The sequence below is a fragment of the Collinsella sp. TF06-26 genome (assembly GCF_002232035.1).
In the GTDB taxonomy this organism is placed as follows: domain Bacteria; phylum Actinomycetota; class Coriobacteriia; order Coriobacteriales; family Coriobacteriaceae; genus Collinsella.
Map to the genome: position 1 here is coordinate 20,042 of NZ_NKXR01000017.1, position 20,954 is coordinate 40,995.

The window sequence follows — 20,954 nt, forward strand, 5'->3', positions numbered from 1 at the left end:
GCATGGGCTGGCGCTTTGCGCTTCGCGCTGCGCCTGCCCATGCCCCCTGCGGAATGTTTGCAAGACTAAACCCCGGTCCCCGCTGCGTTGACGTTGCCGTGACCCTGGCCGGCCGCTTCTAGCGGGCCGCCGGGTCGGTGGCGATGGGGGCATGGGTCCCGTCTTGCCTTGCGCGTAACTGGCTGAATTGATTTTGATTGGAGCTGTTCCTATGTCCCAGAAGTTGACTCGGGTGATTGTTACTACCGATATGGAAGTCGATGATATGAACTCGCTTGTTCATTTGGCTCTGTATCTTAATCTGCTTGATGTGCAGGCTGTGGTGTATACGGCTTCGCAGTATCACTTTCTTGGGGATGGGGTTCATACGCTCGGCGAGGTGAATCCGCATTGGCGGACCAAAGGGCGGCGCTCTTATGAGTGGGCTGTTGTGCCTCATGAGCCCGATCCGCTGGCCGGCGAGCTTCGTGAGTATCGGCCGTTTCCCGAGCATTGGATTGAGAGTCTCTGGAGTAATGAATATGCCCAGGCTTGGCCGCAGTTGCAGGCAAATGCGGACGCCGCCGGTGAACCGCCGTTTCCCACGCCTGCCCAGATGATCGAGCGTACGTTTGTGGGAAATGCTGCCTTTGAGGGTGATGTGCGCGAGGAAACGCCCGGTTCGCGCGTCATCGCCGATGCCATCATGGACGACGACCCCCGCACGCTGTGGCTGCTCAGCTGGGGCGGTATGAATACTATCGTTCGCGCCCTCATGAGTATTGCCGAGCGCTATCACGCCACATCCGATTGGCCCGCCGTACAGCAGCGGGTCTATCAGAAGGTGCGCGTTATGGGCGTTGCCGATGGTGTGGGGCAGGACAACTCGTGGCTCGACCATGGGCGTGAGCTCTTTCCCGAGCTCATCTTTTGGCGTACGCCCTATATGTATGGCAACTATTTCGACGCCAAAACGGCTCAGCCCGATACGCTGCCACTATTTAAGGCTCCTTGGCCTGAGCGGAATCTCACGCAGGGCAACGGCCCCCTCATGGCACGCTATATGCTCTATGGCGATGGTAAGGTCTACGAAAACGAGCCCGAGCGCTTTCAGTTTGGCAAGCATGCCCGCCTGGATTGGGGCCTGGAAGGCATGCCCGCGGTGCAGTTTGAGCGCGGCGATTTTATGGCCGAAGGCGACAGCATGACCTATATTCCGCTGCTGCCGTTTGGCCTGCGCGGTATCGACGACCGCGACTTCGATACGCTGCTCGGCCGCATGTTTCTTGATGGACACCCCGATGCGAACGCGCCCACCGGTTTTGCCGCCCTCGGCACGCCCGCAGACGACAATCTCAATCCCTATCTGCGTGCCTATCAGGAAGACTTTGCCGCCCGCGCGCAATGGTGCGCCCATGATCCGGCCATCTGCTCGCATCCGGCACATGTTGTCGAGGTCACGGCCGACCGCAGCGCCGCAGCCGGCGAGCGCATCGACCTTGCGGCGACCATCGTCGACCCCGACGGCAGGGGCTTCGATGCGCATTGGGATATCGCCGTAGACCCGTCGAGCTATGCAGGCGTCCAGGATCTGTCGATGTGGCAAGAATGCACGGTAGACACCGCTTTCATCGTGCCCGCCGACGCACGACCCGGCGAGCGCCTTGTGCTCACCCTCACCGTGCAGACGCGCGCCGAGCGCCCCTGTACCCGCTACGCCCAGGTCGCCCTGACCGTGGCATAGCAAGGACGGCGCCCACATTCGGCAGCCGCCGCATTCGACAAAGAGTGTCCCCAGGCGCCAAACGAGCGAGGATTTTTGGACGCCCAAATGACGAGAGTGGATAATCTCCCACTTTGAGCCTGCACACAGGCCAAAAACGGGAGATTATCCACCCTCATTCTGCAGGCACTCATTGGGGACAGACTTAAATGAGTAGTTTCACTCATTTAAGTACGTCCCCAATGAGTAGGAAAAATGGGCCATGTGTCCCAGTTGTGGAGACTCGTTGAGCCGTCTGGGTATCGTGAAAGGCTGCGCACTCCCCCATCATCAAAAGTGACACACGCTACCAGTTGATGGGAGGCAGCCATGGGCTTCTTTGACAAGATGTTCGAGAAGAAAGAGTGCGCGATTTGCGGTACCGAGCTGGGACTTCTAGGTAAGACAAAAATCAATGAAGGCTACCTGTGCAAAGAGTGCGCCGGCAAGCTCTCCCCCTGCTTTCACGGCTATCGCTCCAGCACCGCGGACGATATCCGCGAGCAGATCGCCTACCGCGAGGCCAATGCCGAGCGCTTGGCGTCGTTCAACCCCACGCGCACGCTTTCTGCCGGGCGCACCAACATCATGCTCGATGAGGACGCGGGCCTGCTGATCATCACCTCGCAGAGCCGCTGGCGCGACGCCAATCCCGACATCATCGAGTTCTCGCAGGTACTCGGCTGCGATATGGATATCGACGAGCATCGCACCGAAATCTATCGCGAGACCAAGGACGGCGAGCGCGAGAGCTACAATCCGCCGCGCTACGACCTGGATTACGACTTTAATCTGACCATTCACGTCAACACGCCGTACTTTACCGAGATCAACCTGCGCGTGAACGACTCCACCATCGATCAGCGCGGCTCCATCGAATACCGCGAGGCCAAGCGCCAGGCAACCGAGGTCCGCGACGCGCTGGTGCAGCTGCGCCAGGAGACGCGCGACAGCGTCGTGGCCGCCAAGGCCCCCAAGACCGCGGTGACCTGCCCCTTCTGCGGAGCCACCACCATTCCCGATGCCAGTGGGCGCTGCGAATACTGCGGCGGCGCCATCGGCGCATAGCCTCCGGCACGGAAAGGACCGATCATGGCCTTCGAGAGCGTCAACTATCAGTGCCCTGCCTGCGGTGGTCCCCTGCATTTTGCCAGCGCCGAGCAAAAGCTTGTCTGCGACTACTGTGACTCACGCTTTGAAGTCGAAGAAGTCGAGGCCCTCTATCGCGAGCGCCAGGACAAGGCAGATGCCAAAGCCGATGCCGCAGCCGCAGCTCCCAAACCTGCTGCCGACGATGCCGTGCAGGAGCTCGCCCAAAACGCCGGCTACATCTGCTCGTCGTGCGGCGCCGAGCTCGTGTCCGACGGCACCGTCGCCGTCACCACCTGCCCGTACTGCGGCAACTCCGCCGTGGCGCCCGGCCAGCTCTCTGGCGACTTCTCGCCCGACCTGGTGATTCCGTTTAAGCTCGGGCGCGACGACGTCACGGCCGCACTCAAGGAACACTACAAGGGCAAGATCTTGCTGCCCAAGAGCTTTGTCACCGGCAACCACATCGACGAGGTCCAAGGTGTCTACGTGCCGTTTTGGCTCTACGGCGCCCGCGTGGACGGCGAAGTGTACTTTGACGCGACCAACGAGACCGTGACCGAGGAATCCGACCGCACCGTCACGACCACCGACCACTACGATGCCTATCGCAAGGGCAATATCTCGTTTAAGCGCGTGCCCGTCGACGGATCGTCCAAGATGCCCGACGGCCACATGGACGCCATCGAGCCGTTTGACTACGACGCGCTGCGTCCGTTCTCGGTCGCATATATGCCCGGCTACATCGCCAACCGTTACGACGAGGACTGCGAGACCTGCAAGGCGCGCGCCGAGCGCCGTATGGAAGAAAGCACGATCTCGGCCCTGCGCGAGACTGTCGTCGACGAATACGACGATGCCACGGTCGAAAGCAAGCAGCTCGACTACACCTGGGAAGACAGCGACTACGCCCTGTTCCCCGTCTGGATGCTCTCCACCTCGTGGAACGGCAAGAGCTACCTGTTTGCCATGAACGGCCAGACCGGCCGCTTGGTCGGCGAGCTCCCCTGCTCCAAGCCCAAGCTCGCCATCGCCTCGGTGCTGTTCTTTGTGATCGGATTTATCCTCTCCCAGATTCTCTTTATGGGTGAGAACGCCTTCGATCCGGATTACCTCGCCTTTGATATCGAGGGCATCCTCATCAACATCGTCGCGCCGCTGATCATCGTGATTATCGGAGACGTGCTACTGGTAGGCCAGCTCAAGACGGCCAACGAGGCCACCCACGCCGACGAGTACTGCGGCGAGCTCGACCTGACCGAGAAGCACGACACCTTCAGCCACACCGAGACCACCGTTGTCATGAAGGACAACAAGGACGACTAACCATCCTGACCAATACCACCCGGCCTTTGACGAGAAAGGAAGATCACCATGGGACTCTTGAAAGCTGGATTGGGTGCTGCCGGCGGCGTCATGGCCGACCAGTGGAAGGAATTTATCTATTGCGAATCGATGCCTGCTGACGTCTTGGCCTGCAAGGGCAGCAAGCGCACCGGTGGCCGCAGCTCCAACACGCGCGGCGAGGACAACGTCATCTCCAACGGCTCCGTCATCGCCGTCAACGACGGCCAGGGCATGCTCGTGGTGCAAAACGGCAAGATCATCGAAGTCGCGCTGGAGCCTGGTGAGTTCGTCTTCGATACCGGCAGCGAGCCGAGCGTCTTTAGCGGCAACCTGGGCGATTCCATCAAGGAGACCTTCGCCAATATCGGCAGCCGCTTTACCTTTGGCGGCGACGCGGGCAAGGACCAGCGCGTCTACTTCATCAACACCAAGGAGATCATCGGCAACAAGTACGGCACCGCCTCGCCCGTGCCCTTCCGCGTGGTCGATAACAACATTGGCCTGGACGTTGACATCTCCGTGCGCTGCAACGGCGAGTACTCGTACCGCATCACCAACCCGCTGCTGTTCTACACCAACGTGTGCGGCAACGTGACCGATAGCTACACGCGCGACAAGATCGACAGCCAGCTTAAGTCCGAGCTGCTCACCGCCCTGCAGCCCGCCTTTGCCAAGATCTCGGAGATGGGCATTCGCTACAGCGCCATCCCCGGTCACACCACCGAGCTCGCCCGCGCGCTCAACGAGGTCCTCTCTGCCGACTGGCGCGACCTGCGTGGTGTCGAGATCGTGAGCTTTGGCGTCAACTCCATCGCAGCCTCGCAAGAAGACGAGCAGATGATCAAGGACCTGCAGAAAGCCGCCGTCATGCGCGATCCCACTATGGCGGCAGCCAACATTGCCAGCGCCCAGAGCGACGCAATGCGCGCGGCAGCCGCCAATCCCAACGGCGCGATGGCAGGCTTTATGGGCATGGGCATGGCAGGTGGCATGGGCGGCATGAACGCCAGCCAGCTGTTCGCCGCCGGCCAGGCACAGCAGCAGGCCGCCCCGCAGCCGGCTCCGGCACCCGCTCCCGCACCGGCTCCTGCCGCTGCCCCCGCGGCCGGCACATGGACCTGCAGCTGCGGCGCCACCAACACCGGCAAGTTCTGCTCCGAGTGCGGCAGTCCCGCACCCGCCCCGGCACCGGCCAAGTGGTTCTGCCCCAACTGCGGCAGCGAAAACGGCGGCAAGTTCTGCAGCAACTGCGGAACGCCCAGGCCCTAGCCCCTCTATCTGGTAATTGGCGGGGGATCCGCCACCCCCGCATTTGCTTCTATGGGTTTCGTTCGATAAAGGAGGACACCATGAAGACAACGTTCAAAAAGTCCGTACTCGCATTTCTGACATGCGTCCTTGCGCTCGCCTTTGCCCTGACGGGCTGCAGCGGCGGCGGCAAAGACCCCAAGGCCAACTTCGTCGGCAGCTGGGAACTCTCGGGTGGAACCCTGGAGGGCGAAGAACTGACCGATGAGTACATGAAGATGCTCGAGGATTGGGGTGTGCACTGCGTCCTGATTCTCGATGAGGATGGTACGGGTGCCCTCGACCTGTTCCTTGAAGTCGTCGACCTTAAATGGGAGGCAAAGGACGCCACCACCGTAACCATCACCGCCGAAGACGAGTCGCATGACATGAAGCTCAAGGACGGCAAGCTCATCCTCGAAGAGGATGACGGCAATCTTGTCTTTAGCAAGTCCGACAAGGACCTGTCCGGCACGGTAAAGAAGGATCGCGAGGCGGCCGAGAAGGAAGAAGAGATCGACGAGGCCGTCGAAGACGACGACGTCCAGAAGATTGAAATCTCCCCCGCCGTCACCGTTGCCGATGACGACCTGTGCACCATTACCATCACCGAGAAGTTCAAGGACGAGTGGGGCGACATCGGTTTTGTCGTCAACATCACCAACAAGAGCGACAAGGACCTGACCTTCTACGCCCCCAGCGGCAAGACCAACGTCAACGGCACCATGAAGGAACCCTGGTTCTCGGCTCACCTGATGCCCGGCACCAACGCCACTGAGGAATTCACGTTCTCGAACGGCACGCTCGATAGCCTTGACGACCTGGTCAATACGACCATCGGCATCGACGCCTACCTGACCGATTCCTACGAGGACGTTGCCTCCTACAGCGCAACCATCGCGTAACGGCACGTAACATCAGCCGCGGATTGGCGGACACATCCGCGCACACCAGACGGGGCCGCAGGAGATGATCCTGCGGCCCCGTCGCTTTTATGCCGATGCGCAACGAGCGCTAGCGCTCTATGTTGGGAACGATGCTGCCCTCGGTCACCGCATGTACGGCCAGACGCATGATGTTGTCGTAGCCGGTCTTGCTCAGGATCTCCGAGATGCGGCGCTTGATGGTGCCCTCGCTCATAAACAGCTCGGCCGCAATCTCGCGGCGGCTTTTACCCTCGCAGGCAAGGCGCAAGATCGACAGCTCGACATCGTCGAGGGCCGCCGTGCCCGAGAAGATGCTCTCGGGCGGCTTGGGAAACGTGCAGTAACCCGCCAGCGTGGAGCGCATCACGGCGAACAGCTCGTCGATACCGACGTTCTTGTACACAAAGCTATCGACGCCCGCCTCGCGGGCCTGATCGACAAAGGTGATCTCGGGCATGCCTGTCATGATAATGATGCGACACTCGGGCAGCTGCTCCTTGATGCGTGCCGCCGCCACGATGCCGTTTGAATCGTGCTCGGTGCACACGTCCATCAGTATCATGTCCGGGCGCTCCTTGAGCGCGACACCCAAGGCCTCGGAGGCATCGGCGATCGCGGCAACGACGGTCATATCGGGCTGGTTGCCAACGGAGCGCGCCAGGCTCTCGCGCAGGATGGCCTGATCTTCGACAATTAACACGCGGATCATGAGTTTCTCCTTTGGGACGTGTCGCTAGCGTTAAGCGGAATGGATACCGTAAGCGTAAAGGGCGGGGTGGCGTGGACCTCTAGGCTGCCACCCAGATCTTGCGCGACATGCCTCATACCTGGGATACCCGTTCCCTCGCGATACGATACGGGGGCCGGGGACCCGTCGTTAGAAATCGTCATGTGCGCGACGGCGTCAGCATCCGTCCTCTCCTGCCACAAGCGCACATGGACCCGATGCGCCTGCGCATGCTTGGTGGCGTTGGTCGATGCCTCACGGATAATCTGCAAAAATGCCGCGGCGACACGCGCATCCTGGGGCAGTGCGCCCTCGACATCGATCTGCACGCTCACCAGGCCAAAGGCGTGAACGATATCGTTCAACTGCTCCGAAGGCTCGCTGGCACCGCTACTGCGCAGATCGGCAGCGATTGAGCGCAGCAGCGGGTCGATCTGCTCGAGTGACTCGTCATCCAGGCGCCCCTCCTCCAGATAACGATGGAGGATGGACAGGCGCTGCCCGATCACGTCGTGTACGCGAGCGCGCATACGCAGGTAGGCCGCATTGTCGGCAACTTTTTTGACCTCTTCGATCTGGGCTTGGAGCTCTTGTCCCGCAAGCTCAAGCAGGTGGTTGGCTTGCGCCAGGCGATCATGAGCATGCGCATACTCTGTCACATCCAGACCGATAATGCGCTCGAAGAGGCGGCCCGAAACCACAACGTCATCGTGCACGAACAAGCGAATCTCGGCGGAAGAAACCTCGACCACAACGCGCGCCTCACCAAAGCGGTCCAGATTAATCCGCACGCGCATCTTGCTGCTTTCGGGCATTTGCATGCTAAGTTTGCGCAGGTCGTTCCATGTACCGCTCATATCGCCTAGGTCGGTGGGCATATGAAGCTCCGCCAGGTTTTTTCGCATGCAGCGGTTCATGAGCAGCGGACGGCCCCTCGGGTCCAGATGCAGGATGCCCACGGGAATCACATTGATGGTCTCGATCGTCGAGAACGCGGTGATGTCCTCCTGGCGGTTACGGACGTCCATCAAGAGCGCCGCGATGGAGCGGAACAGGAAGAACGCTCCCTCTGCGATAAGGACAACGGCCCACGCCGAGCCCATGGAAAAAACCACCGGCGGTGTCACGGCGACAACAAGCAGTAGCTCGGCCAGCATGACGGGACGACGATAGTGCACCATAAGCACCACGCCGTAGGCAAAGATTGCGGCATTGAGCCACAGCGCTCCGCCCATTGCCCTGGCACAAACGTCAAGCGGCGCCACCAGATACGAGCCAGACGACGCGAACAAGATGAGCGCCGAAATAACTAGGTGAAGCACAAGGCTCGCCTCGTAGGCGCAGATCACCTTACGGTTATAGGACGAGCGGCGCGATGCGATGAGCGGGACGTGGATCATCTGCAGACACGCAGCCAGGGCAAAGACAACATCGAGCGCAACGATTTGGGGAAGGATGAGCGAAATCCGCATCGTCACTCACCCGCCCTCGGCATCAAGACGATCATGCGTAGCTGGCCGGACTCGCCCTCAAGGCGGTATGCCACGTTGCGCCCTTGCAGAGCGCTTTCGAGCTTTTGCGCAGCGGGCGTCTGCGAAAGATCTTCATCATCGTTGGAAAAAAGCGTGGCGCGCAGCTCGACACTGCACCGGTCATGGTCGCCCAAGTGATACATAAGCGCCGGATGGTCGGTGGTGTAGGCAAAAAACGCAAAGTCATACACGCAGTCGTACAGGGCGCTTACCGTACTGGCGTGCATCGGGCGCCGTATGGCGATAATCGAGGCGCAATCGACATCGATGGTGCGTAGGTCACTTGCAAGCTCGTTGGCGATGAGCTGAATGCGGTCGCGGTCAAAACCGCTCTCCCCGTGCTGTGCCAACGTGAGCGACCCCTTGCGTTTGCAATAGGCGACGAGCATCTTGGCGCGCTGCAGCATGCGGTAACGCTCGTGCGAAGATGCCTCATCGGTCAACGGCGGCAGCGAGCTCAGCAGGTCGTACATCCCTTCGAGCGCACGGGCAAGCGCTTGGTCCACGTCTTGGACCAGTAAGGTCTCGGCCTCTTGGTCTGCCAAATGTGTCTTAAGGTCGTAGTCGGCGGCAAGCAGCTCATTTTGGCGTTGCAGCTCCATGCGACGATGCGCCAGTTCGCGATTGAGTTCGTTGAGCTCCGAGACGTCCTGGGCAAGGAGAGCCGATCCACCCAGCAGCGGAAAGGCGCGATACATTACATCGGGATCGGACGCCACGGCAAAGGCGTGAGCGTGCCCGTGCTCTTGGACCCGCAACTCCTCACGCACGCCTACCGGCATTGGCTTTGACACCGGCGTGACATAGACTTCCTGCAGGTCACGCGTTAGAACTTTGAGGTCAAGCGGCAAGGTGCCGAAAATACCGGCGATATCGTGGTACGACGGGATGACACCGCAATCGAGACAGATTTCCATCGCCACCACGCACAGGACGCAGTAGACAAGTGAAAAATTAAGCCTCCATGCCCAGGGCACACGCAGCGCATATGAAATGGCAAAGAACGCGCCGCCCAATAGGACAAGCGCGGCCGTGCCCGAGAAACGCTGAATACGAAAAGACGAGGACCGTCCTACCAAGATAAAAAAGGCAACGAAGTTAAAGGCTGTCCATACCAGAACGGTACCGTAGCCCCAACCATATGTGTAATCGTTGCTCCAGGTTCCACTCGATCGATCGAAATGGAAGACCTGCTGATGAACATCGTTAGTAAGCACAAAGCCGATAAGCAGGACAGCCATGACCCACAAAACGGTGCGGTACCGACGCCCCATACGATGCTGTTCCAAACCCGCGAGGCGCAGACCGCACAGCTGGTAGATCAGCGGAATGAGCGTCATGGGCACGTAGTACAGGTACCACAGCACGGTGGCATAGAACGGCGTGAACGACTTATATTTGAGGATGACCTCGATCATCCACAGGGCACAAATGGCGGCGATGGCAACAAGGCGGCGGCGCAAGACGTAGTCCAAGCAGCGTAGGTACGCCAACACACCCCAGATTGAAAATGCAATTGCGGCGACAAGCAGCGGGAGAGAGCTCGAGTGGACGAGCGCATCCACGACCTCTTCGGACACCTCGCTATAGGCGGGCACGGCGTTAGAAAGTTTGGGGTCGAAGGCGAACAGCGCCGGCAAGACTGCCAAAACCATGAGGAACAGCGCGGTGATGGCGCCGGCGATAGCAAAGACGCGGTGGCGATACACGCCATGCGATATGCCAACAAGGAATCGCGGCATGGCGAAGAGCCTGCCGCCCCTAAGATCCGCCACGGGCGCGGATCGGGCGGTCGCGTGGCCGATATGTCGCTCGCGGGTACCCATAGTGCTTTTAGTGTACCGACAGGCGGGCCCAAAAAGCGGGCCACATGTCCCAAAATCCGCCGACGGCGAGGGACGTCGCCAGCGACTAGTCGTTTAAGAACGTCCCCAATGACTAAGACAAAACGAGCGAGGATTTTTGGACGCCCAAATGACGAGAGTGGATAATCTCCCACTTTGAGCCCACAAACAAGCCAAAAACGGGAGATTATCCACTCTCATTCTGCGGGCACTCATTTAAGTACGTCCCCAATGAGTGCTTTCGCTTCTTTTAACAAAACGCCCGGCGGGCATTAACTGCTCGCCGGGCGTTTTGGTTAGGAGGCTGTGGTTGTTGGGAAAGCCTTAGGCCAGGTCCTCGCCGTTCGTCTCGATGACGTGTTTGTACCAGTCGAAGCTCTTCTTCTTGGAACGCTTGAGGGTGCCGTTGCCTGCATCGTCGCGGTCCACGTAGATAAAGCCGTAGCGCTTGGACATCTCGCCCGTGCCGGCCGAGACCAGGTCGATCGGACCCCAGGTGGTGTAGCCCAGCAGGTCAACGCCGTCCTCGGTCACCGCATCGCGCATCGCGGCGATATGCTGGCGCAGGTAGTCGATACGGTAGTCGTCGTTGATGGAGCCATCCTCCTCGACAACATCCTTGGCGCCCAGACCGTTCTCGACCACAAACAGCGGCTTCTGATAACGGTCGTACAGGTCGTTGAGGGTGATGCGGAAGCCCAGCGGATCGATGGCCCAGCCCCACTGGCTCTCCTGCAGGTAGGGGTTCTTGGCGCCGGCGAAGGCGTTGCCCTGGGTGCGCTCGACATCGGGGTTATCGGCACCGGCGGAGCAACGGGTGCTGTAGTAGCTAAAGCTGATGAAGTCGACGGTGTTGGCGGCCAGGATCTCGCGGTCCTCATCCGTCATGCCCACATCGATGCCCAAACGCTCGAGCTTCTTGACGGCATAGGCCGGGTAGTAGCCGCGGCTCTGAACGTCGACGAAGAAATAGTTGCTCTGGTTGTCAATCTGCGCTTGGCGCACATCGCCCGGACGGCAGCTGTAGGGGTAGTAGCTACCTGCGGCAAGCATGCAACCGATCTTGACCTCAGGGTCGATCTCGTGAGCGATCTTGGTTGCCCAAGCGCTGGCGACGAGCTCGTTGTGGGCGGCCAGGTACTCGACGGCCTCCTTGTTCTCGCCCTCTTCAAAGACCAGACCGGCACCCATAAACGGCAGGTGCAAGATCATATTGATCTCGTTGAAGGTAAGCCAGTACTTTACCAGGCCCTTGTAGCGGGTGAAGATCGTGGTCGCGAGGTTCTTGTAGAAGTCGATGAGCTTGCGGTTGCGCCAGCCGCCATACTCCTTGATGAGATGGATCGGGCAGTCGAAGTGCGTGATGGTCACGAGCGGCTCAATGCCGTGCGCCTGACACTCGCGGAACACGTCCTCGTAGAAGGCCAGGCCGGCCTCGTTGGGCTCGGTCTCGTCGCCGTTGGGGAAGATGCGGGTCCAAGCCAGGCTCATACGGAAGGTCTTAAAGCCCATCTCGGCAAAGAGGGCAATGTCCTCCTTGTAGTGGTGGTAGAAATCGATGCCGGTCTGCGCGGGATAGTAATAGCCGTCCTCGAAGTCGAGCATCTTGCGCTGGCCGGAGACCACCGCGTAGCGCTCGGGGCCGTGCGGCGCCACGTCCACGTTGGCCAAGCCGCGGCCGTCCACGTTGTAGGCACCCTCGCACTGGTTGGCAGCCGTCGCGCCACCCCACAGGAAGTCTTTACGGAAAGCCATGCATCGATCCTTTCATACGCTGCTTGTCGTGTTTTTAGTATCCCCGCAAATAGGGCCTCGCTCAACGACAGCGGCGCAGGCCGACACTTCTTTTCGCGCACAGACGCCCGGCAGCCGCCCCCGTCTGACACTTTTTGATACCTGCCCGCCCAAACCGCCAACCACCACAAAGGGGACAGGCACCTTTGTGGTGGTTTGGGCCCGGTTTGTCTCGATCTGTAACAGGTAGGCCGCCAAAACCGGGCCTGGTGTTACAGATCGAGATCTTTCGGGCGCCCTCTACGATTTATCTCAATCTGTAACAGGTAGAGGCGATTTAACCCGCTAGATGTTACAGATCGAGACAAACAGGAAGCCCCTAGTCGCAGGTGATGTCGAGGTTCTTGCCGACGAGGCCCACGTAGCCGCCTTCGGCTGCCTTGGGGCTGTCGGCGTGGCAGAGGACCCACTTGTCGGCCTTCCAGTAGCAGTAGCTGTCACCGGCGGCAGGCATGTCGGCTGCAGCCTCGGGGCGCGGGCCATTGGTGCCCGCCGGCAGCGCCACCATCACCTGGAAGCCGCCGTCGTCGACCATGCAGGGCGTGTAGTGGAGCGTGGTGTTGAAGACCTCAACGACCTTGCCCGCCGGTACGCGGAACGCCTTGACGCACGCGGTGTCGAGCTTGCCGTCCTCGATCTCCCAGCGATGCGCCACGAGCAGGATAAAGTCGCGGGCGCCCAGGTTAAACTCGCTGGCGCGGTGATACTCCAGGCAGTTGAGGCGTGTGTTGTGCCCGTTGCACCAGCCGAGCTGGAAGGAGCGGCCGCCGTACATGAGAAAGCCCAGCTTATCGGCATCCTTGACGCCCTCGAGCTCCGGCGCGCTTGCTACGTACTTGCTGCCCTCGGGGATGGGCGTAGCAGAGAGCGCCTCGAGCACGGGCGACGTGAGCTCGGACGGAACGTCATCCCAAACGTTGCCATAGGATTTGAACTCGGGATCGTTGACAGAATAGATATGCATGTTCACTCCTGTTCGTAAATGTGACTATACGAACATTCTAGAACAATCTCGTTCTGTTTCGAGTGCTCGATATGAAAAAGCGCCCCCACAAGAGTGGGAGCGCTTCTGGCGCAAACGCTATTCCTGCCAGCATCCTTATGCCTGCTGATAGTGCAGGTGCTTCTCGTCGATATCGGCCAGATCGCGGTCGAGATAACGGCGCGCAAGCCAGTTTGCCATGGGGAGGTTCTGGTCCAGGTAGTTACCGCACTCCTCGGGAGCGGCACCGGGAACATCGCCCTCAAAGCCCGCGACAAACGCGAACAGCTCACGCACGAGCGGCAAGATCTCCTCGCTCGTCACCTCGCCAAATACGACGAGGTAAAAGCCCGTGCGGCAGCCCATGGGGCCAAAGTAGACAATGCGGCTCGACCACTCGGCATGATTGCGAAGGAACGTCGCACCCAGATGCTCGATGGTGTGGCACTCGGCCGTGTTCATGACCGGCTCCTTGTTGGGCGTGGTCAGGCGCAGGTCAAACGTGGTGACGGCGGCGCCGGTCGCCGGATCGCGGTCGATGCGGCTCACGTACACGCCGGGCTCGAGCAGCAGATGGTCAACGGAAAAACTCGCGATACGCTCCATGGCAGATCCTCTCGATAGTCAATTTAGGACGGGGCTCTTTTAGCTGGTTGGAATGGTCGCACCAATCATACCAGTCAAAAAAGCCCCGTCCCAAATGAGCTGCCAAGGACGGGGATCAATGAGTTTTTAATCCCCGTCCCATAAAAATCCTTGGGCGCCGCGCAGCCGCCTAGGCAGTGTAGGCGATAGTCGCGTCGACAGCATGGCGCCAGCCGGCGATCTTTTTGACTCGCTCGTCGGCGGGCATCGACGGCTCCACGATGCCGCGGGGGCCGTAGACGTCGACGACATCGCGCGTGTACATGTCCAGCGCAATGCCGCAGGCCCAGGCCGCACCCAGGCCGCTCATCTCGTCGTTGCTCGCGATGCGGATGGGCGAGCCAACCAGGTCGCTCTCAAACTGCATCAGGTACGCATCGCGCGTGGGACCGCCGTCAACACGAAGTTCGGCCAGCGCCGCGCCCGAATCCTCGACCATCGCATCAATCACGTCAAAGATCTGATAGGCGATCGACTCGTCGGCGGCCTTCACGAACTCCGCGCGACCCGTGGTGCGCGTCATGCCAAAGACGCAGCCCTCGGCATCGCTCGCCCAGTGCGGCGCGCCCAGACCGGTAAACGCCGGCACAAAGTAGACGCGGCTCGCCGGATTGGCGGCGTAGCACAGGTCGGTAACTTCCTCGGGGTTATTGATGAGCTCCAGATCGTCGCGCAGCCACGTCTTGACGGCGCCGGCGTAGCTCACGTTGCCCTCGAGCACGTACTCGGTCACGCCGTCCATGCGCCATGCGAGCGAGCTCGAAAGCCCGTGCGAGCTGGCGACGAACTCGTCGCCGACGTTCATCATGACCGAGCTGCCGGTGCCATAGGTCGCCTTGGCCATGCCGCGGCTATGGCAGCCCTGCGCAAACAAGGCGGCATGGCTGTCGCCGAGCACGCCGTGAATGGGCACGGGTGCCGGCAAAAAGCCGCCCAGGTCCGTCATGCCAAACAGGCCATCGGAATCGGTCACCTGTGGCAGGCAGGCCACGTCAACGCCAAAGGCCTCGCACACCGGCTCGCTCCAGCAGCCACGGCGCAGGTCAAAGAGTTGCGTGCGGCTGGCGTTGGACCAGTCGCAGCGGAACTCCGCGCCGCCCGTGAGCGTCCAGACCACCCAGGCATCGATGGTGCCCAGGCACAGCTCGCCCGCTGCAGCGGCCTCGGCAGCCGCGGGAACGTTCGCGAGGATCCAGGCCATCTTGCCCGCCGGGTAGTAGGGCGAGAGCACTAGACCCGTCGTGTCGCGCACCAGCTCGGCCACGCCCTCGCGCGCGGCCAGCTCGTCGCACAGCTCGCGGGCGCGGGCGCACTGCCACACCACGGCGTCGCACAGCGGCTCGCCCGTCGTGCGCCTCCAGGCAACGGTAGTCTCGCGCTGGTTGGAGATGCCGATGCCGGCGACGTCGGCCGGATCGACCCCGGTCTCCTCCACCACGGCGCGCGCCACGGCCAGCACGTTGGCGGCGATCTCGGCTGGATCATGGCTCACCCAGCCGGCCTCGTTGACAATCTGGCGATGCGAGCGATCGGCACGATGAATCAAATGGCCGCCCTCGTCCACCAGCAGCGCCTTGGTGCCCTGCGTGGATTGATCGATTCCGATGATATAGCGGCCCATGGCCACCCCTTTCAAAACGAATGTGACAAAGGGGCGGTCCCTTTGTCACATTCCAGTTACTCTGCGGGCAAGAACTCGGCGACGGTCTGCGCGATTCCGGCACCCGTCAGGCCGTAGTGCGCAAAGACCTCGGGGCTCGTACCGGTGATGACCGGCGCGTCGGGCAGGGAGAGGCACTTGACCGGACGCGGGCAATGCTCGCCCACGACCTGCGCGACCATGGAACCCAGGCCGCCGAAGGGGCTGTGCTCCTCGACGGTCACGACGGCGCGCGTGGCGCCGGCGGCCTCGATCACGGCCTCGGCGTCGAGCGGCTTGACGCAGTACATGTCGAGCACCGTTGCCGAGATTCCCTGCTCGGCCAGCAGATCGGCGGCGTCCACGGCGTGGCGGACCATCTCGCCGGTGGCGACGATCGTCACATCGGTGCCGCGACGCACCCAGGTGGCGCGATCCATCTGGAACGGACACTCGTCCTCGGTGTACACGTCCTCGACCGGGTTGCGCCCCACGCGGATGTAGGCCGGCTTGCTGTCGGCTACCAGGGCGCGCACAAGCTCGGCGGTCTGGAAGCGGTCACTCGGCAGATACACGCGCATGTTGGGAATCGCGCTCATAGCGGCGATATCCTGCGCAGAATGGTGGCTCATGCCTAAGGCGCCATAGGACACGCCGCCCGAGATGCCGATGAGCTTGACGTTGGTGTTGGAGTACGAAACGTCGACCTTGCACTGCTCATACGAACGCGTGGTCACAAAGGACGCCGGCGAGGCGGCCCAGGCCTTCTTACCGCACGAGGCCATGCCGGCGGCGATGCTCACCAGGTCCTGCTCGGCAATGCCGACCTCAATGGACTGCTGGGGATACTGATCGAAGAACGGCGTGAGCGACGCGGAGCCGCGGGAGTCGGAGCACAGGACGACGATGTCTTTATCGGTTGCGGCGGCCTCGAGCAGCGTGTCGCAGATAACCTTGCGGTTGGCGATCTTGTTAGCCATTGATAGCCTCCTTATGGGCAGCGAAATCGGCGATGATCTGGGCATATTCCTCATCGTTGGGCAGGTGATGATGCCAGCCGGCCTTGTCCTCCATAACGGGCGAGCCATAGCCCTTCACCGTGTTGAGGATGATGACCGTAGGCTTTCCCTTAGTCTCGGCCGCAAGCGTCAGCGCGGCGTCGATGGCCTGGACGTCGTTGCCCGGAATGGAGAGCACGTTCCAACCGAAGGCGGCCCAGCGCTCCTCCTGCGAGTCCTGCTTCATGACGTCCTCGGTGCTGCCGCTAATCTGCAGGCGGTTGCGATCCACGAGCGCGCACAGGTTATCGAGCTGGTAGTTGCCGCCGCTCATGGCGCCCTCCCAGACCGAGCCCTCGGCAAGCTCGCCGTCGCCCATGATGGTGTAGACGCGGTAGTCGCGGCCGTCCATCTTGCCGGCAAGCGCCATGCCGACGGCCACGGGCAGGCCATGGCCCAGCGAGCCCGAGTTCATCTCGATGCCCTTGAGCTTGTTGTTGGGGTGGCCAATGTAGGGGCTGCCGAACTTAGAGAAGCGGGCCTTGACGTCATCGAGGTCCAGATAGCCCTCGTGGCAGAGCACCGCGTAGTAGGCCTCCATGGCATGGCCCTTGGAGAGCACGAAGCGATCGCGATTGGGATCGTCGACGGTCTCGGGCGAAATGTTGAGGTGGTTGGCGTAGAGGGTCATCAGCGCATCGATGACCGACATGTCGCCGCCGATGTGGCCGCCGGCGCCAGCCATGATGATATCGACGCAATCGCGGCGAAGGTCCCAACGCAGGGACTCAAGCTCTTCGATAGTTGCCATTTCTACTCTCCTCGCAGGTAAGCTTTGACGTCTTCTTTGATGGGGTCGTACAGGTCGGGGGCAATGCCAATGTACTTGCACGCCTCGTAGAGCACCGGCACCACGTTGGCGTGAATGGCGACGCAGTGGTGGATGTAGGGACCCTCGACGATCTTGGCCTCGAGGCGCTTGAGGTTTTCGACCTCGACCCACAGGTAGGTGCCCATGCCGGCCGGGCCGTCGATGCCGCGGGCGTTGCCCAACAGCAGCGAATACTCGCCGTTGTCGCCGTCAAAGCGGGCAAGGGTGAGGTCGCCGTGCTTGGCCTCGGCCGTCAGTGCGCCGGGGTGATCGAAGGCCAGCGGGTAGGTGAGCTTGGGCTTGACGGCCGCGCAGCTGCAGGGCCAGGGGCCGCAGTGCTGCAGCAGCTCGCCGTTCTCGTTATCGGGATGACGCACGGTCCAGTCGGCGAACATGCCGCGGTGACGGCCCAGGTCGGCGGCCTCGACCATCAGCGCGGTGATGGCGCCGTGGATGTCGGTCTCGCAGACGATGGGGATGCCCATCTCGTTGAGGATTGCGTTGGCGGCGCAGGGCATAATGCCCAGCTCGTCCTGCAGGGCGTTCCAGCACTGGATGGCACCGGCGTTGCAGCCGTACTTCTCGACCAGGCGCTTCATGGCAATGGCAAGTCCTGCGACCGCGGGGACCTTGTCCTCGGGAATGCAAATCTCAAAGCTGTCGTTGATGTGGGCAAGCATGGCGGCCATGGCCTGCTCGTCGGCCTGGGCGTCGCGCACAGCCTGGACAAGCTCGGTCATGGGGATGGGCGAAAGCTGGATGTTGAACTTCTCGAGCAGCTCGCCCTCGTTGCACATGGTCGACCAGAAGTCGAACGGGCGGGTGGCCATCTGCAGGATGCGGGTGTGCTTGAAGGTCTTGACCACGTTGCACACGGCCAAGAAGTCCCAAACGCCGCGCTCGAACTCGGGGTCGGTCAGGCGGCAGTTGGTCATATAGGTGAAGGGAACCTGGAAGCGGCGAAGTACCTTGCCGGTGGCGAACAGGCCGCACTGGCTATCGCGCAGGCGGGTGCCGTCGGGCTCGGGGCGCTCGTCGCGCGGACCCCACAGCAGCACGGGCAGGCCGAGCTCGCGGGCAAGGCGGGCGCAAACGTACTCGGTGCCAAAGTTGGCGTGGCACAGCATGATGCCGTCGACGCCCTCGGCGCGGAACTTTTTGACGATAGGCTCGATATGGCTGTCGTCGAACAGCAGACCCTCATCGTTGATGTCGTCGATATCCACGATGTCGACGCCGATCTCGCGCAGGCGATCAGCCGTCAGCCCGCGATACTTGATCGCGTCCGGCGCGCTAAAGATGCTGCGGCGCGTGGGCACAAAACCGAGCTTGATCTTATCCATGTACGTCCTCCCCTAATTACATGTTCAGTAAACAGATGCGTGTTTCGTTTTGTTCTGTTTACTAAATGTTTTACTCTTCTGTTTAGAAGTTTAACGCGAAATACCCGTAGACGGTAGAGAAATCAGCCTAAACGGTATGTAAACAATCTGAACATACAAGGGCAACAAAAAGAGGGCCCCGAAGGACCCTCTTTTGAATAGCGCTATGTTTACTGCCCTAGCGAGCTTTGGCACGCTGCAGGCGATGCCGTCTCCGCCTAGATTTCGCGCACGCTCTGGCGCTCGACAAAATAGGTCGACACAGCCGTTTTGCAGGTGTAGCTCTTGGGATTGCGGATGTTGCCCACCAGGCGGCGCACCGCGATCTCACCCACCTCGTGCTTGGGAACATGCACCGTGGTGAGCGGCGGGTTGGAAAATGCGCCCAGAGATAGGTCGTCAAAGCCGATGATCGAGACATCCTCGGGCACGCGAATGCCGTGCTCGTTGAACGCGCGCATGGCACCCACGGCGAGCACGTCGTTCTCGGCAAAGAAAGCCGTCGGCAGGTCGTCGTGCGAGGCATTGTCGAGCCACGCGCCCATGTCGCGATAAGCGCCCTCGAGCGTGGTGCCCAGCGTGACGCGCCATGCCGGATTGGCCTCGAGGTCCGCATCCTCAAGCGCTTGGCGATAGCCGCGCTCGCGGTCCTTAAAGTTGCGGATACGAAGGTCGCCCGCCAGATAGCCGATTTGCTTGTGACCTTTCTCGATAAGGTAGTCCACGGCACGCAGCACCGAATCGGTATTGGCAATGACCACGGCATCAAAGTACTGGCGGTCGCTCCAGCCATCGAGCACAATCAGGTGGGCGGCGGCGTTAGCGAACAGGGCGTAGTCCTCCTCGCCCAACTCCGTACCCATTAGTACAATAGCGGCGGCCGGATCGGCAATCAGGCCCTCGACCTGCGGACGCACGGCGTCTAGGTCGCTAAAGTCGAGCGAGACAAAGCTCGTGCTCATGCCGTGGCGACGCGCCTGGCGCTCCACGCCCTCGATGACCGCGGGGTGGAAGGTGCTCTCGTCCAGGATGGCGCCCGTCTTGCGCGCGAGCACAAACTGGATGCTCTCGAGCTGCGTCGACTGCTGATAGCCGAGCGACTGCGCGCACTCCAGGATGACTTTGGCGGTCTCCTCGCTCACGCTGCGCTTGCGGTTGAGCGCGTTGGACACGGTTGCGGGCGAAAAACCGGTGATGCGGCTGATCTCGCGAACACTTGCTTTGGCCATTGTTCCCCCTAGCAACGGTCGTGGCGGAGCATCGTGGCCTGACCGCCCCGTGACTCGACAACTAAACGACCGCAAATTCAATCTAAACAGAATAGTAAATGTTTAATAGCTAGTTTAGCCTGTTGTCAAGCGAAGCGACGCGACTATTCCCCCAACGGGCGTATTTACTCGGTAGCTAAAAAAGCCCGTCCCAAATTGACTACATGGGGCGTGTCTCTATGGTTTTGTCAACCGCGTGCTTCGCGCCATTTCGGCATGACGCATCCGGGCGCCAGGCGCCCCCGCTCGGTTTCCTCTTTGGTTGATCCCGCCGCCCGCTAGGCCGCGTACGGGACGGCGTCGCGCATGATCGCGTAAATGACCTTGAGCCTCTTCCTCGCGACCGCCTTCAGCGCCTTGCTGTGCCTCATCCCCCTCGCCCTGCACTCCCCGTAGTACCTCCCGAACCTGTTGTCCGTGCCGATGAGGGAGTTGCAGCTGAATATGAGCAGGTTCTTGAGCTGCCTGTTCCCGCCGTGCTGCGGCGACGTCGACCTGATGCTGCTCCCGGAGCGCCTGTCCCGCGGCGCCACGCCGCAGTAGCTCGCGAGCTCGTCGTGCCCCCTGAACGCGGATATGTCGATCGACGTCACCAGCGCCGCGGCGGTCTTGGGGCCGATCCCGGGCACCGTGAGGAGGCACTCGTAGACCTCGTCTCCCGCCAGCGAGTCGGCCACGAGCGAGTCGAGTTCCTCGATGTCGGCGTCGAGGGAGGCTATCTCCCGGGCGAGTATCCGGACCGCGACGTCCTCGCCGGCCGGCAGCCGCCTTCCCGAGCGCGACGAGGCCAGCAGCGCCTCCCAGAGCCTCCTGGCCCCCGCCGCGGGGGCGCCCGCGCGCCTGGCGGCGCCCGAGAACCTGCGCCAGCCGGCGGCGGAGCAC

17 protein-coding genes are annotated in these 20,954 nt (G+C 61.4%); 5 read left to right on the forward strand and 12 right to left on the reverse strand.

The annotated features are described in order from the left end of the window. Positions 1–211 precede the first annotated feature (211 nt). The 5 genes from CHY22_RS08780 (at position 212) to CHY22_RS08800 (ending at position 6,369) form a co-directional block, all read left to right on the forward strand. The gene (locus tag CHY22_RS08780; protein ID WP_089573529.1) at positions 212–1,723 is read left to right on the forward strand and encodes a nucleoside hydrolase-like domain-containing protein; all 1,512 of its coding nucleotides are present in this window, start codon (positions 212–214) and stop codon (positions 1,721–1,723) included. A 348-nt stretch (positions 1,724–2,071) separates the two neighbouring features. Next, positions 2,072–2,809 (forward strand): DUF4428 domain-containing protein, encoded by a 738-nt coding sequence (locus CHY22_RS08785; RefSeq protein ID WP_089573530.1) that lies wholly within the window; start codon positions 2,072–2,074, stop codon positions 2,807–2,809. A gap of 24 nt (positions 2,810–2,833) precedes the next feature. After that, positions 2,834–4,156 carry a hypothetical protein gene (locus tag CHY22_RS08790; RefSeq protein WP_089573531.1) on the forward strand — a complete coding sequence of 441 codons (1,323 nt, stop codon included), beginning with the start codon at positions 2,834–2,836 and terminating at the stop codon, positions 4,154–4,156. Positions 4,157–4,204: 48 nt separating this feature from the next. Next, on the forward strand, positions 4,205–5,446 hold the full coding sequence (locus tag CHY22_RS08795) for an SPFH domain-containing protein (RefSeq protein WP_089573532.1): 1,242 nt from the start codon (positions 4,205–4,207) through the stop codon (positions 5,444–5,446). Positions 5,447–5,526: 80 nt separating this feature from the next. After that, on the forward strand, positions 5,527–6,369 hold the full coding sequence (locus tag CHY22_RS08800) for a hypothetical protein (protein ID WP_089573533.1): 843 nt from the start codon (positions 5,527–5,529) through the stop codon (positions 6,367–6,369). Positions 6,370–6,478: 109 nt separating this feature from the next. Here CHY22_RS08800 and CHY22_RS08805 read toward each other — a convergent pair whose 3' ends face one another. The 12 genes from CHY22_RS08805 to CHY22_RS08860 form a co-directional block, all read right to left on the reverse strand. Beyond that, positions 6,479–7,099, reverse strand: coding sequence for a response regulator transcription factor (locus CHY22_RS08805; RefSeq protein ID WP_089573534.1), 621 nt, complete (start codon positions 7,097–7,099; stop codon positions 6,479–6,481). Beyond that, positions 7,096–8,589, reverse strand: coding sequence for a sensor histidine kinase (locus CHY22_RS08810; RefSeq protein WP_089573535.1), 1,494 nt, complete (start codon positions 8,587–8,589; stop codon positions 7,096–7,098). Before CHY22_RS08810 ends, CHY22_RS08805 begins: the two co-directional genes overlap by 4 nt. 2 nt (positions 8,590–8,591) lie before the next feature. Next, the gene (locus tag CHY22_RS08815) at positions 8,592–10,391 is read right to left on the reverse strand and encodes a histidine kinase N-terminal 7TM domain-containing protein (protein ID WP_158551208.1); all 1,800 of its coding nucleotides are present in this window, start codon (positions 10,389–10,391) and stop codon (positions 8,592–8,594) included. 426 nt (positions 10,392–10,817) lie between these two features. Beyond that, positions 10,818–12,248: a 6-phospho-beta-glucosidase gene (locus CHY22_RS08820; protein ID WP_089573537.1), complete on the reverse strand. Its 1,431-nt coding sequence runs from the start codon at positions 12,246–12,248 to the stop codon at positions 10,818–10,820. 358 nt (positions 12,249–12,606) lie between these two features. Continuing rightward, complete coding sequence (locus tag CHY22_RS08825) at positions 12,607–13,251, reverse strand: DUF4867 family protein (protein WP_089573538.1); 645 nt, start codon at positions 13,249–13,251, stop codon at positions 12,607–12,609. Between the two features lie 135 nt (positions 13,252–13,386). Then, positions 13,387–13,875 carry an S-ribosylhomocysteine lyase gene (locus tag CHY22_RS08830; RefSeq protein WP_089573539.1) on the reverse strand — a complete coding sequence of 163 codons (489 nt, stop codon included), beginning with the start codon at positions 13,873–13,875 and terminating at the stop codon, positions 13,387–13,389. 169 nt (positions 13,876–14,044) lie between these two features. Beyond that, a complete protein-coding gene (locus tag CHY22_RS08835) occupies positions 14,045–15,535 on the reverse strand; it encodes a glycerol kinase (protein WP_089573540.1) in 1,491 nt (496 codons plus the stop codon). A gap of 56 nt (positions 15,536–15,591) precedes the next feature. Next, positions 15,592–16,533: a transketolase C-terminal domain-containing protein gene (locus tag CHY22_RS08840; RefSeq protein ID WP_089573541.1), complete on the reverse strand. Its 942-nt coding sequence runs from the start codon at positions 16,531–16,533 to the stop codon at positions 15,592–15,594. Beyond that, positions 16,526–17,362, reverse strand: a complete 837-nt coding sequence (locus CHY22_RS08845; protein WP_199408789.1) for a transketolase — start codon at positions 17,360–17,362, stop codon at positions 16,526–16,528. Before CHY22_RS08845 ends, CHY22_RS08840 begins: the two co-directional genes overlap by 8 nt. A gap of 2 nt (positions 17,363–17,364) precedes the next feature. Beyond that, positions 17,365–18,765 (reverse strand): L-fucose/L-arabinose isomerase family protein, encoded by a 1,401-nt coding sequence (locus CHY22_RS08850; protein ID WP_089573542.1) that lies wholly within the window; start codon positions 18,763–18,765, stop codon positions 17,365–17,367. A gap of 257 nt (positions 18,766–19,022) precedes the next feature. After that, entirely contained in the window at positions 19,023–20,033 is a 1,011-nt protein-coding gene (locus CHY22_RS08855) for a LacI family DNA-binding transcriptional regulator (protein WP_089573543.1), read from the reverse strand. Positions 20,034–20,350: 317 nt separating this feature from the next. Continuing rightward, a partial coding sequence (locus tag CHY22_RS08860; RefSeq protein WP_143759228.1) for a transposase occupies positions 20,351–20,954 on the reverse strand: 604 nt, incomplete at its 5' end.